The sequence below is a fragment of the Rhizobium sp. L1K21 genome (assembly GCF_024055895.1).
In the GTDB taxonomy this organism is placed as follows: domain Bacteria; phylum Pseudomonadota; class Alphaproteobacteria; order Rhizobiales; family Rhizobiaceae; genus Ensifer_A.
The window spans coordinates 49,003-63,000 of record NZ_JAMXLE010000004.1 but is presented as its reverse complement, the minus strand read 5'-3'; the positions used below and the strand labels follow the sequence as shown (position 1 = coordinate 63,000).

8 protein-coding genes are annotated in these 13,998 nt (G+C 56.7%); all 8 read right to left on the bottom strand.

All coding sequences use genetic code 11. From position 1 onward, the window contains the following. Nucleotides 1-7 precede the first annotated feature (7 nt). The gene (gene addA / locus NHF56_RS17335; RefSeq protein WP_252806884.1) at nt 8-3,565 is read right to left on the bottom strand and encodes a double-strand break repair helicase AddA; all 3,558 of its coding nucleotides are present in this window, start codon (nt 3,563-3,565) and stop codon (nt 8-10) included. Next, a complete protein-coding gene (gene addB, locus NHF56_RS17330) occupies nt 3,558-6,746 on the bottom strand; it encodes a double-strand break repair protein AddB (RefSeq protein WP_252806882.1) in 3,189 nt (1,062 codons plus the stop codon). Before addB ends, addA begins: the two co-directional genes overlap by 8 nt. Before the next feature lie 3 nt (nt 6,747-6,749). Then, nucleotides 6,750-7,481: a nucleotidyltransferase family protein gene (locus tag NHF56_RS17325; RefSeq protein WP_252806880.1), complete on the bottom strand. Its 732-nt coding sequence runs from the start codon at nt 7,479-7,481 to the stop codon at nt 6,750-6,752. Nucleotides 7,482-7,494: 13 nt separating this feature from the next. Beyond that, complete coding sequence (gene tsaE, locus NHF56_RS17320; RefSeq protein WP_252806878.1) at nt 7,495-9,000, bottom strand: tRNA (adenosine(37)-N6)-threonylcarbamoyltransferase complex ATPase subunit type 1 TsaE; 1,506 nt, start codon at nt 8,998-9,000, stop codon at nt 7,495-7,497. Between the two features lie 4 nt (nt 9,001-9,004). Further along, entirely contained in the window at nt 9,005-11,551 is a 2,547-nt protein-coding gene (locus NHF56_RS17315; protein ID WP_252806876.1) for a PAS domain-containing sensor histidine kinase, read from the bottom strand. Nucleotides 11,552-11,756: 205 nt separating this feature from the next. Further along, nucleotides 11,757-13,154, bottom strand: a complete 1,398-nt coding sequence (gene ahcY / locus NHF56_RS17310) for an adenosylhomocysteinase (RefSeq protein WP_252806874.1) — start codon at nt 13,152-13,154, stop codon at nt 11,757-11,759. A 141-nt stretch (nt 13,155-13,295) separates the two neighbouring features. Beyond that, nucleotides 13,296-13,568: an HPr family phosphocarrier protein gene (locus tag NHF56_RS17305; protein WP_252806872.1), complete on the bottom strand. Its 273-nt coding sequence runs from the start codon at nt 13,566-13,568 to the stop codon at nt 13,296-13,298. Nucleotides 13,569-13,579: 11 nt separating this feature from the next. Beyond that, complete coding sequence (locus NHF56_RS17300) at nt 13,580-13,981, bottom strand: PTS sugar transporter subunit IIA (protein WP_252806871.1); 402 nt, start codon at nt 13,979-13,981, stop codon at nt 13,580-13,582. Between the last annotated feature and the right edge of the window lie 17 nt (nt 13,982-13,998).

Below are 13,998 nucleotides of genomic sequence, written 5' to 3'. Positions count from 1 at the left end.
CTATAGATCATTTTGCCATTACTAGTTTTTCGACAACATTGTCCATTTCAGCTTCATCCAACATGAAGGTGCGGCTGTTTGTGGTGTAGATCAGGCAGCAGGCAATTGCCTTGCCGGGATAAAGCGGCTTGAGAATTTCCCGGTAAAGGGCCATTTGGGCCAAATGTTCGGCTGCGATCTCGCTCTCGCTTTCCGGCGCACGGCGGTTCGTTTTGAAGTCGGCAATCAGGATGCGATCGTTTTCCACGGCCATCCTGTCGATACGGCCTGATACGGCAAACTCACCGCCACCGAGGTTTAAGATACCCATCACGTTGACCTCGGCTTGAGCCGAGGGAGAAAAGAGGATCGAAAGCTCACGGTTTTCCAGCGTGGAAAGGACCTGATCTGCAAGAGCCTCCCGAACTGCGTCATCGCTGGCGGGAAGAGCCCGCGCAAGATAACGCGCTGCGGCTGCAGCCTGCATTCCTGGTTCAATATCGGGAAGCACCTGAAAGAGGCGATGGACGGCGTGGCCGACTTTGAGCGACAGGCCCGCATTCCTTTTCACATTTCCAAAAAGCCGGGAGCCGCCTTCGGCCTTTGCATCGTCGTCGTCGTCGATCAGCGCGCCGGCACCTGATGGAGAAAGCGGGCGCGGCAACGTCTTCCGCTCGGCAAGGGGACGAAACAGCGAATCCGGCAAAATATCATCAAGATCTGCCATTTCGCCCGGCTCGGTGAGTAGCAGTTGGCGCTTCACGCCCTTCGCCCGCCATTTCAGCCCCGACCATTGCTCCGCACCATAAGAAAATTCATCAGGCTGACAATGTTCACGATCGGCCTCCAGGGATTGCCAGACCATATTGTGCCACGAATCCGGGTTTTCGCGTTGTTTGCGATAGCCGCACACGATGAGCTGGTCGGCTGCCCGTGTCATGGCGACATAAAGCAGACGTCTATATTCGTCCTCGGCGCTTGCCTTGCGGGTATCGGCGTCCGAGCGGGTCAAGGCGGTATTGAGTTCGCCGTTTGCAATCCAGAGCGGCACGTCCCGCTTTCCGGTTTCAGGTTCGATGAAGCGGAACTTTGAAAGATGGCTCGCGTCAAAAGCAGCGCCACCATCGTCGACAACGAAGACGACCGGTGCTTCCAACCCCTTCGAGGCATGAACGGTCATGATGCGGACTTCATTTCGGTCTTTGTCCTGTTCCCGCTTGATTGTGGGTGGCTCCATTTCAAGAAGCGAGAGGAAGGATTGAATGCCGGGCAGCCCGCTTGCCTCGAAACTGAGTGCCAGCGCCAGAAACTCATCCAATATGTCACTCGCTTCGCTGCCCAAGCGCGAAATGAACAGCTTGCGCCCACCGCCGGGCCCGAGGATCGCTTCATAGAACTCGAAGGGATTGTGCCAGCGCGCCGCCTCAATCCAGCCCTCCAGCTTCTCGTGGAGCGCTGTGAAAGGTGCCTTCTTTTCTGATGCCAGACGGCCGACACGTTGCCAGAGGCTTTCATCCATCTTGCGGTAAGCGGCAGCTGACATAAGTTCATCTTCCGTAACCCCGCAAAGCGGGCTTTTCAGCAGGGCAGCAAGGGAGAGGTCATCATGCGGAAGCAATGCGAATCGGCCAAGGGCTGCCAGATCCTGCACCGCGATATGATCGGTGAGAAGCAGGCGGTCGGCACCGGCGACCGGTATGTTGTCACGCGCTTTGAGCGCGCGCGTTAAAGCGCCTGCAAAGCCGCCTCTCTTGCGCACAAGAACAAGAATGTCGTTTGGTCGGATCGCACGTCGTTTATCGCGCTCAACAACCTCTCCCGTCTTCAGGAGGTTGGCAATTTTGTCGGCGATTCGCCGCGCAAGTACGGCTGGCGGCGCGCTCTCCGGGGTGGCGTCGAATGGCTCGGTCCAGTCTTCCTCATCCACCGATGCTTCCGGCACGATCAGGTCCCAAATATCCACCGCACCGGGATGACCGGTGCGGCTCGATTGGTGAATGACGGCACCATCTTCAGCCGTTAAACCTTTGGCATAATCCGGCCGCGAAAACACCTGATCGACTGCGGAGAGAACGTCCTCGGTGGAGCGGAAGGAAAGCGGCAGTCGGATGTCTGAAAACGCAAGCTGTGCCCCCACTGCCTTACTGCGTACATCTCGGCCTTCCTGAGAGAAGCGTTCAGGTCGCGCACCCTGGAAGGAGTAGATAGACTGCTTCTCGTCGCCCACCGCAAAGAGCGTGCGGCGTTGGCCGCGCGCGGTTTCTCCTGCGAGGAACTCCTCGGTCAAGGAACGCACCACCGCCCATTGCAAGGGGCTCGTGTCCTGCGCCTCGTCGACAAGAACATGATCGATACCCTGGTCCAGCTTGTAATGTATCCAGGGCCCGGCATCATCTCGGGTCAGCAAGTCCGCGGTTCGGGCGATCAGGTCGTCAAAATCGAGATGACCGCGCCGCTTCTTCAGCTCCTCATACTCCCCGTTCAAACGCCGCGCCAATATGATGGCCGCGTAGGAGGCTTCATAAAGCTGGATCGTCTTCAACCGATCCAGGCGCTGAACGATGTCTGCCTGAGCGGCTTCGATTTTGTCGGCAAGGTATGGATCAGCGTCGAGCATGGCTTTGGATGCGATGCCGGACATGGCTTTGGGTTCTTGTTTGGCTGTCAGTAAAGCCTTGCAGACAAGCGCGAATGCATCGGCTCCAGTGGCTTCGAAAGCTGCGGCGAGGAGGCCTGCGACCTCCTTCGGCTTTGCGCCACCTTTTTGATGCGCCAGATCGATGAACGCAATCAAATCCGCTTCGCTGAATCCGGCTAAGGGAAACATCCCCGCGTAAATGGCGTCTGCATTTTCATTCAGGCCCAAGCCAAGCGCATTTCGCAGTACCGCCTCTGCTCCGCCATTGGCGTCGCAATAGTGATGAAAGCGGACCAGCGACGTGTGGGTGGAGACAATTTCAGATAACAGACGCTCAAGGCCGGTGTCGTCGCCAATGGAGAGGGCGGTGGCAAAGGCGTCTGCCAACAGCCGGTCGTCCTCCGTCGTTGTGGCAGTGAGCAAAGTTCGGCGTGCCTCGGTCAGAAGGCTTGCCGCAGCGCGGTCGTCGAGCACGCTGAAGTGACCCGCGACATTGGCCTCCAGGGGGAACTGGTGCAGAAGCGCCTCGCAGAAGGCGTGGATGGTCTGAATTTTGAGACCGCCCGGCGTTTCCAGTGCCCGGGCGAAAAGCTGACGCGCGGCACTGAGCTTTTCTAGTGGTGGTGCAACCCCTTCCATATCCCGAATTGCCTGCGACAGGTTTTCATCGTCCAATGTTGCCCATCTGGAAAGCGTGCTAAGCACGCGGTTCGACATTTCCGATGCCGCCGCTTTTGTATAGGTCAGGCAAAGAATGGCGGAAGGACGCGCGCCGGCCAGCAAAAGCCGGATCACGCGCTGGGTCAGGACATGCGTCTTGCCCGAGCCTGCATTGGCCGACACCCAGGCGAAACGCTGCGGATCAGAGGCAAGCGATTGCTTGTTTTTGGTCCAGTTGATCCAATCGGAAGGGCTTTCTGGAAGTTGGTCGAGACCTTGTTCAGCCATCGTCGTCCTCCCCAGCCGATGTTTCTGCCGTTGACCACTCAGCAACGCGGGCGAGATGATCGTAATCGCCGTAGCTGCCAAGGCTTTCGGGAATGAGCCGGGCGATGAAACCGCGCTCACCGCTTCTCAGAAGCGTCACGAGCTTGGTGAACTCGCGCAGAGATTCCGCAGCCAGGTCATTTGCAGACTTTGTTTCCTGGTCGCCCCGCACCTTCTTGCCGTCATTGTTGACCGTTTCCACTTTGAAGCGATCGCCCGGCCTGAGCCTCACATAGACTAGATTTTCCGGTTCCCGTGGCCCCACCTTTTCAAAGGCACCCGCTTGCAATGCGCCAGCCTCGAGGGAAAGCTGCGGGTCAAGCAGCGTTCTTGCCTGCTTGACCGAAGGCGAAGAACCAGTCTTGTAATCGATAATGTCAGCCAAACCTGACGTTTTGATATCAATGCGATCTGCGATCCCGGAGATCTGGATATCGTCCGGCAGATCGAGCAGCGCCCGAACTTCGGTGAAGGATTGTTGAACCTCGTCCTGACGTCCCAATTCCCATTTCAAAAATGCGCGTGCCGTTTCCTCAAAGCGTGGCCGCCAAACGGCCTCCACATGCCGGGGCAGGCGCATGCCTGCAAAGGCTTCGTCAATCAGAGCCGCCATGATGTTCCAGGCATCCGGCGAAGTCGCGTCGGTGCCGGAGCGGACAAAACGGTCGAAAATCAGATGATATAGACTACCCCGGTCCGCAACACCCGGATCTGTGTTGAACGGATCGACCGGATCGAGCCGCAATATGCGCTTGGCGTAAACCGAATAGGGATCGCGGCGCAAACGTCCGACCTCGGAAAAAGAATAGCGGCTTGGAATAAGCCCGATTTCAGGTCGGGGTTCGGGCCTTGCGGCCGGTGCAGTTCTCCTGTTTTCGTCCAGCTTATGCGCATAGCGCAGATAGAGCGATCCACGCTCCCGCATCGCAGTGGTGATTGTTTCACCGCACACGGCTTCCAGCCGTTGGAGAAAGCGGGAGGCAACGGAAGGCGCACCCTCCTGACGCATGGAACGACTGTAGATGACCTGCCTGATGCCGTTTGCCATCTCAAAATCGTGAGCAATCTGGCCGGTGCGCCGTTCCGGTGGCTCCAGACCAAACGCCATCTTCATCGACCGCGAAAGAAAAGGGCTGTTTTCTGTTTTTCCCGGCCAGACACCTTCGTTCAGACCGCCAAGGACGACGGTATCCACATGCTGCAGACGGGCTTCCATGGTGCCGAAAATGAAAACGCGCGGGTGGCGCATGGCTCTCGGCTTGACTGTCTTGCCGGCTGAAATGGCTTGAACGATTGCCGACCATTCCGGCCCGCTGACTCCAAGTCCGGTTTCCGCCTGCATGACTCCGGCTAACAGATTGGCAAGCTCGTTGCCGGCCTCACTATCCCAAAGGCGGCTCAAGTCACCGTTCTCATCGACTGAAATAGCCTCCAGAACTTCGCCCGTTTTCTGCGCCCAGGATGCGGTAGAGACGTCGGTTGAAAGCCGCTCGCGACTGTCGCTCGAGAAAAGCAGTGAAACAAGCGGCTCTGCAGCCTCCGACACCCTCGTCGCATAGTCCTGCATCAAAGCGCGTTTCTGTTCATCCGGCTTTGGCCTCCATCGCGGCTCAAAGCTGGCGGCGGCCTGAGCGGAAAGGCTTTCTTCAAGAAGTGCAGGCAAAGCGGAGATATCGCAACTGCGTGTACCGCCACGCAGTGCATGGATTTCTATGAGTTCGCCAGCCTTGCGGGCTGTCTTCTGATCAAGACCGAAAAGCGCAAGCGGATGTTTTAACAAAGACGCCAGAACAACCGGATCGCCCGGCGACAGAGCGGCTTCAAGAACCAGCCGAAGAAGGCTGCCCTGCGGTGTTGCATAAAAAGGCGTTCCAGCTGAATCATCAGCATCGATGCCAAAACGCGATAGTTCGCCGGCAACACGCCGAGCCAGCGTTCGGTCGGGCGTTATGAGTGCGACCTGGCTTTCACCAAACTCGCCGTTCTTCTCCAGCGCAAGGCGCAGCGCAGTGGCGATGGCTAAAGCCTCTTCTCGCTCATTGGCAGCTTCTATGATGGCACAATCGGCAAATGAACGGGAAAGTACATCATCACTGACATTTCTTCGTTGTTCCGGCCAGTTTCCCGTTGCGCGTGACGGTGCCAGCGCTGTCGAAATCACGCGCGCCCGCTGTGTCATCGTTTCATCCGACCCACCGAGATTTTCGACGTCCGATCTATCGCATTGCATGCGCTTTAAGAGCGATGCGAGACCAAATTGCGGGTGGCTGAAAATGGCGGGGTCTGGAACACCATCGACAGCTGTATCATGCAGCATGTTCCAGTGGTCTTCAGGCATGGTCTTGTCAAGACCGGGCAAGACAACCGCGCCCATTTCAAGGGATGCAATCGCATCAATGAGGCGGGCGGTCGCGGGCAGCGAGCCAGTCGAGCCTGCAACGATCACCGGGCCCTTGTGATCGTGTCTCTTGATCCTTTCGGCTTCGACCATGAGAACCGCGTTGCGGTGCCGGGCGGGGGATGCAAAACCAAGCTCCTGCAATCTGGCCGGCCAGTAGACACTGGCGATCTTCAGGAATTCCAGCGTGAGCTGCCACCAGACGGCATGATCGCCCGCGTCAATGTTAGAAAGTGCTGACCAATCGAGCTCCGCAGTTTCCACCTCTCCGATCAGGGCAAGAAGTCCTTTTGCAAGCCACACGGCATCCGCCGGGCTTGCCGGCGCAATCAAGGCCTGGCCGTCGTGCAGGTCCGTGATGGCAGCGGGCAATCGGTTGCGCCAGGCTAAAATGAGCTGTGAGAGTTCCAGAAGTGCCGGCGTTGCCGCTATGGGTTCAGCCATGTCGAGCGTTTCGGGCAGGCCATCCTCGAAATAGCCGATGTCCTCGTCCGTTTCGCCAAGCGGCCGGATGCTTGGCAGGATGGCCGACCTCTTGCCGCAGAGAGCGGTAAATTCGGAGCGCAATACGCGCGCTGCGCGCCTGGTTGGTACATAGATCGTCGCACTGGCGAGAGATTGCGGATTGTCAGGGTCGAATGAAAAGCCGGGTATCAGCCGACCATCCATCAGGCTGTCGGCAAGGACCCGAAGAAACGGTTGTCCAGGCGAAATCGTGAATATGCGTTTATCGCCGGAAGCCATGGATTAAGGCCCCAGACCGAGATGTTGAATTGCCTCTTCGGCAGGTACGATGGCATCTGGCGTTCCCACCGTTATCCAATGCCCTTTCAGTTCCATGCCATAGAGCCTGCCAGTCTTGATTGCCTTGTCGAAATAGATGTTGAGATTGAATGCCTCATCCGGGGCGTCATCCAGAAAGGAAGACAGCATCGCAATGGCACCGGCATAAACAACGGGGTTGAGATGATCATCGGCATAACGGGTCAGCTTTCCATCGTCGCCCAGGGAGAAGTCGAGCTTCCCGTTATGGCCGGTCGTGTGCTCGTTTTTCACACAGAGAAGCGCCATGTCCATCTTCTTGGGGTCGAAAAAGGCTGCCAGTTTCTCGAGGTTCGACATTTCATCGTTTGGCTCTCCCACCCAGAAGAGATCCGCATTCATCACGAACAGGGGGCCGGAGGGAAGCAGCTTCAGACCCTTGGCCAGGCCGCCGCCTGAGTTCATCAATGCCGCACGTTCGTCGGAAATGATGATTTTTGGCGCTTGGCGCTCGGCGAGATGCGCAAGCATCTGGTCTGCGAGATGGTGGACGTTCACAACTGCGGTTTCAACACCAGCGTGGTGGAGCGAATCCAGCGCATAATCGATCATCGCCTTGCCGCCGATTTTCACAAGCGGCTTTGGCGTCGTGTCGGTAATGGGGCGCATGCGGGTTCCAAGCCCCGCAGCCAGCACCATGGCATGTTCAATTTTCATCGAGATACAGGCTTTATGATTCGGCTGACAGGATTCCAGCCTTTATCAGCCACGCTTTCAAGGGGGCGAGCGCTTCATGTTCACAGGCAACCTGCAGATGCCAGAGTGTGCGTGGCATATGCCGCATGTAAGCGGGCAGATGATCACGCTGCATGAGCCGCACCCAGAGCCCATTCAACCGGCAAGCACGCTGTGCGGACATGATCGCCCAGGTTTTCATGAAGGCCACCCGGTCAAACGGACCTTGCGCCTCGCGGGCGCTCAGATAATCCTCAAGCAGCGCGTCCATCAGCGGTCGCTCGACGGTAACGCGCGCATCCTGCACCAGCGACACGACATCGTAGGCGCTGGGTCCGATAATCGCATCCTGAAAATCGATAATGCCGACCTTGCCCAGACCCTCGCGCTCTTTCAGCCAAAGAAGGTTCGGTGAATGATAATCGCGAAGGATGAGCGCCTGTTCGGTGTGGCCCAACTGATCGAAGAGGTTTTGCCAAATGTCGAGATAGGCTTTCCTCTCGCCATCGCCAACCGCACCTCCGTCGCGTTTCCAGGGAAGGTGCCAGTCCAAAAGCAGCTCGACCTCATAGCTCAATGCGGCGCGGTCGAAGTGGGGAACGATGTGCTCGCTACGCTCGTCGATGGGCAGAGAAGCCGGAGCCGGAACCCGGTGGAAATCAGCCAGACACAAGACAGCCTTTTGATAGCGCTCGGCGATTGGTTTGCCCTCGTCGTCGAGGACACCGTCACAGCCAAGATCCTCAATCAAAAGGATTCCGTTTTCCTGATCCGCCTCAAAAATCTCCGGCGCCGAAAGGCCGAGCGACTTGAGATAGCGGCCGACGGCGATAAAAGGCCGAACATCTTCGGCAAGATGCACAAGCTGCGAATAAGGCTTCCCATCGCGAATGGGTGGGCCGTTCGACCGAGCCGGCGAATCCATCAGGACAAACTTTTCGCCATTCTGATCGGTAATTCTTTCGTAAGCGCGAAACGACGTATCGCCCGTCAGAAAGCGGCGACTGGCGCCTGCATGCCCGGTTTTCTCAAGGAATGTGCGTATGGTGAGCACACGCTTCAAACGGGCCAAAGTTGGGCCGCTCGCTTTCACCTCGAGCCGTCGTCCACCGCCTTCCTCTGTATAAATGATGTCGATGCGATTGGCCGGTAGTGCATCGCCGGCCCGGTCAGGCCATTCGATCAGCGCAATCCCGTCTTCCAGGGCTTCATCAAGGCCGAGCTCATCGAGTTCGCTCTCGTCGCCAAGGCGGTAAAGGTCGAAATGGGAAACCGGAATGCGCAAATCATAGGACTGCACAAGCGTAAAGGTGGGGCTCGGCACCTCAAGCGTTTCGTCATTGGCCAAAGCATGAATGAAGGCCCGCGCCAATGTTGATTTGCCAGCACCCAGGCCGCCTGAAAGCGCAATGCAGAGGCCCTTGGCTGCGGCCAGCGCCAAATCCTCGCCGAGCCGCCGTGTGGCGTTTTCATCGGCGAGAAACAGGGAAAGCGTTTCCATGTATTTACTCGGCAGCGCTGACAGCTTCGCTTTCGCCGATCTCGGATGGCGACAGACTTGCCGAAGGAATCCGGCAGGTCACTTCAGTCCCACGGCCCTCAACGGAATCGATCGAGACCTCGCCGTGATGCAAGCTGACGAAGCTTTCCACGATGGAGAGGCCAAGCCCCGCGCCGCTGCGCTTTCCCCGTGCTTCAAAGCGATTGAACACCTTGTCGATCATGTCCTTCGGGATACCCTGACCCTCGTCAACGACCTTGAAGAAGAAATCATTGCCGTCGCGCCAGCACTTCAGCTGTATGACACTGCCTTCGGGGGTAAAATTGGCTGCATTGGTGAGAAGCTTGACGAATATCTGCTTGAGACGCTGGTGGTCGGCGACAATGACGCCGAGATCCTGGCTTGCCGTAATATGCAGCGTGACATTGCTTTCCTGGAAGCGGCTCGCCACACGCTCGGATACTTCGTCGAGCAGATCGTCGATCACCACCTCGCTGAATTCAAGCTGCATGATGCCCGCATCAACGGTCGCCAGATCCAGAATGTCGTTCACGATGGTCAGCAGAATGGAAGAGGACGCAGAGATGTGTTCGACATACTCCGCCTGTCGCTCGTTCAACGGGCCGATGCCGGATGTCTTCAGAAGGTCGGTAAAGCCGATAATGTTCGTCAACGGTGAGCGCAGCTCATAGGAAACATGCTGCACGAAATCGTTCTTGATTTCATCGGCTTTGCGCAAGGCAGCATTCTTTTCCGTCAAAGCGCGTTCTGCCAGAACGCTGTCGGTGATGTTGACAAAGGTAAGCATGGTCTGCGCGTTGGGAAGCGGCGTCACGGCATAATCCAGAACAAGACCTGTCGTAAGCTCTATCTTACCTTCATAACTGTTTCGCTCGTCGTCGAAGCTGGTGATGATCTGGCCAAAGCGACGCCATCCATCCGGCTTGTCATAATAGGTTTCACAGGCATGTTCGATTGCGCGGATATGCGTTCCTTCCGCAGCCTGCTCGGCATTGATGCCCCAAATGGCACGGAAAGCGGGATTGCAAAGCTTGATCTTCCCGTCGGGACCGAAAACGGCGACGCCCTCTGCAAGGTGATCGATGGTTTCCTGCTGCACCTTCAAGAGCGAATTATATTGGGTCTCGAGTGTTACCTGCTCGGTCAGATTCTCGAAGACCCAGGTTGCGCCACCTTGTGGGTGAGCATTGGCGAAAACGCGTAGCGTCTGACCATTCGGCAAATACCAAAGGTCTGATTGATTATCGACGGAATGGTAGACCGAAAGGGCGTTTTCACGCCAGGATTTCCAGTTCAGTTGCTCCGGCAATTTCCCATTGTCGCGCAACCGGTCCAGCAACTCGCCATTGCTTGGATGCGATTCCAGGAAGGCCAGGTCCAGACCCCAAAGGCTTTGGAATGCCTGATTGTAAAATTGCAGATTTTGCGCGCTGTCGAAGATGGCGACTGGCGTTCCAAGGTGATCCAATGTCTCCGCATGGCTTTTCAAAGTGCGGTTCAGTTCCTCGCGAACCGCTTCGATATTGGAGATATCGACCGCCATCCCGGCGGTGCCGCCGGGCGTCTTGATCTCGGCCACTTCGTAAAATGCCCTTTCCCCCTTCACCACAGTGGAAATGCGGTCGTAATAGGGGCTCTCAGGTGTAACCGAGGAGCGAATCTTCTGGCGCGTCGCTGTGGAAAGCAGTTCCTTACCTTCCGCAATCGCCTCCTGTGGGTTGCGCGCTTCGACAGCTTCACTGAAGGCTTCGTTGACCCAAAGAAGGGTGCCGTCGTTGGAGCGCTGCCAGACCGGCACTTCCACAGAATCGAGCAATGATTGGAACATGGAAATCGTAGAGGACAGACGATCACGTTCGATCTGCAATTCCGCCAGTTCGGCGCGCAAATTGCTGAGCGCGACGAAACGGACGAATGCCCGCCCGCCGGAAACCCGCCCTTGGGCTTCCAAAACCTCAGCGCGCTGCGTTTCCACGATCATGTCAAAGCTTACGCCCTGAGAGCGAAGCGCATCAATGGAGGCCTCCAATTCGCCGGCCGAGCGCGGGTTCAGCCATTTGCCGAAGGCCAGGAATTCGCGGTGATCGGCGGGCGCTCCGGTTTCAGCAGGCAGATGCCCGAGAATTTCCCGCTGCCCGCTCATAGAATCCCAAATCACAATCCGGCGGTTCTTGTCGGCAATGAGCGCTTCGTAGCGTGAGATTTTCTGCGTTGCTTCACTGAGTTCGCCACGCACCTGAATGCTTTCCGCTTCGGCTGCGCTGCGCCGGCGTCTTTGCCAGACTGCCGAGATCAGGGCTGCGGAGAGCCCGCCGGCAAGCAAGGAAAATCCCGCGACCCCTGCAGAATTGAATGCGCTGCCGAACAGCACAAGCTTGCTGGCCGCATGGGCATTCACAGCTGAAAGCACTGTTCCCGACGCCAGCAATATGCCGAACTTTCCAGCATTGATCTTTGAAACGGCAGCACGCCTGTCGAGGCTCAATAGCTGCTCACTGCCGGATTGTCCGGTTTTATTTTTAGAACCCATTACCGGTCTGTCCCCGTCTTTTGCCGCCAATTCGACAAGACATACCAAATCGTGTCGCCGGATTTTCCGCACCTGATCCGGCGAATCATGCTGCAAAGACAATACTTCCTTCGTGATTCTGCGGGAAGTGATTTGGATCAAAAATATAGCCGCTACTCCTAGGGAGAGTAGCGGCTACAATATCTTGTGTTGCTATCAGGTAAAATCAGTAGCGATAGTGTTCCGGCTTGAACGGGCCCTTTTGTTCTACGCCAATATAGGCCGCCTGTTCTTCCGAAAGCTGCGTGAGTGTTGCACCGAGTTTGGCCAGGTGCAGAGCTGCAACCTTTTCGTCGAGGTGCTTGGGCAGAACATAAACGTCGTTCTTGTAGTTTTCACCACGGACGAAAAGCTCAATCTGAGCCAGAACCTGGTTGGAGAACGATGCGGACATCACGAAAGACGGGTGGCCTGTGGCGTTGCCGAGATTCAAAAGACGGCCTTCGGAGAGAAGAAGCATGCGATTGCCGCCAGGGAATTCGATCATATCGACCTGCGGCTTCACGTTGGTCCATTTCAGGTTACGAAGGGCGGCGACCTGGATCTCGTTGTCGAAGTGTCCAATATTGCCGACAATCGCCATATCCTTCATGGCGCGCATATGTTCGATGCGGATGACGTCCTTGTTGCCGGTGGTCGTGATGAAGATATCGGCAGACGAGGCGACGTCTTCGAGCGTAACCACTTCGAAACCATCCATAGCGGCCTGAAGCGCGCAGATCGGATCGACTTCGGTGACCTTCACGCGTGCGCCAGCACCGCGAAGCGAGGCGGCAGAGCCCTTGCCCACGTCGCCATAGCCACAAACAACAGCAACCTTGCCGGCCATCATCACATCGGTACCGCGGCGAATGCCGTCAACCAGCGATTCCTTGCAGCCATACTTGTTGTCGAACTTGGACTTCGTAACCGAATCGTTGACATTGATGGCCGGGAAGGGAAGCAGGCCCTTCTTGGAGAGCTGATAAAGGCGGTTCACGCCTGTCGTCGTCTCTTCGGTAACGCCCTTGATGGCGTCGCGCTGTTTGGTGAACCAGCCTGGCGAAGCTGCAAGGCGCTTCTTGATCTGCGCAAAAAGAACCTCTTCTTCTTCGGAACCTGGGTTCGACAACACGTCTTCGCCAGCCTCAGCGCGTGCGCCAAGCAGGATATACATGGTCGCATCGCCGCCATCATCCAGGATCATGTTAGAGAAGCCACCGTCGGCCCACTGGAAGATGCTGTCGGTATAGGTCCAGTATTCTTCAAGTGTCTCACCCTTGACGGCGAAAACCGGAATGCCGGACGCTGCAATCGCAGCGGCGGCATGGTCCTGCGTGGAGAAGATGTTGCACGAAGCCCAGCGCACGTCTGCGCCCAGCGCAACCAGCGTTTCGATCAGTACCGCGGTCTGGATCGTCATGTGCAGCGAGCCGGAAATGCGCGCGCCCTTCAGAGGCTTGTCGGAACCGAACTCTTCGCGGCAGGCCATCAGGCCCGGCATTTCCGTTTCGGCAATGTCGATTTCTTTGCGGCCGTAGTCAGCCAGGCCGATATCGGCGACAACATAATCTTTGTTGCTCATTCTGTTTCTCCAGATCTCTATTGTGTGCTGCGTTGGTTTGCCGGCAGCCAAATTCCAATGGCATTGCGCCTTCGCACAAAGCCATATCAGGGCGCGCGCACTATTTCAATAAAGATATAAAGAAGTCTTTATGTCAGCTAGTCATTCTTCCTCGCCGAACTTGCTTGCGACAAGTTCGGCAAGCGCATCCAGCGCGTCTTCTGCATCCCCACCTACGGCGGAAACGGTAATCGAACTACCAGGGCTGGCTGCAAGCATCATCAATCCCATGATGGATGTTCCGCCGACAGTCATGCCGTCCTTTGAGACGGAGATCTGCGCTTCGAATTGCTCAACAACCTGAACGAATTTTGCAGAGGCCCGCGCATGCAGGCCGCGTTTATTGACGATGAGAAATTCCCGTGGGTCAGCCATTGCGCCGTGAATTATTTGCCCGCAAGCAGGCTGCTTGCAATGTTGATGTATTTGCGGCCCGCTTCAGCCGAATCTTTCAACGCCTTGGCCATATCATTTTCGGCGCGAATGCCTGCAAGCTTGATCAGCATGGGCAGATTGACGCCGGCAATCACTTCTATTCGTCCGGCAGACATGACGGAAATCGCCAGATTGGAAGGCGTTCCGCCAAACATGTCTGTCAAAATGATCACGCCATTGCCGTCGTCTGTCTTTTTCACAGCGTCAAGTATATCCTGCCGCCGTTGATCCATATCGTCTTCAGGGCCGATCGACACGGTCTCAAGCTGTTCTTGCGGGCCGACCACATGTTCAAGCGCGTGCCGGAATTCTTCAGCAAGCTTGCCATGCGTTACAAGAACGAGTCCAATCATGCAGCAATTGCTCCATC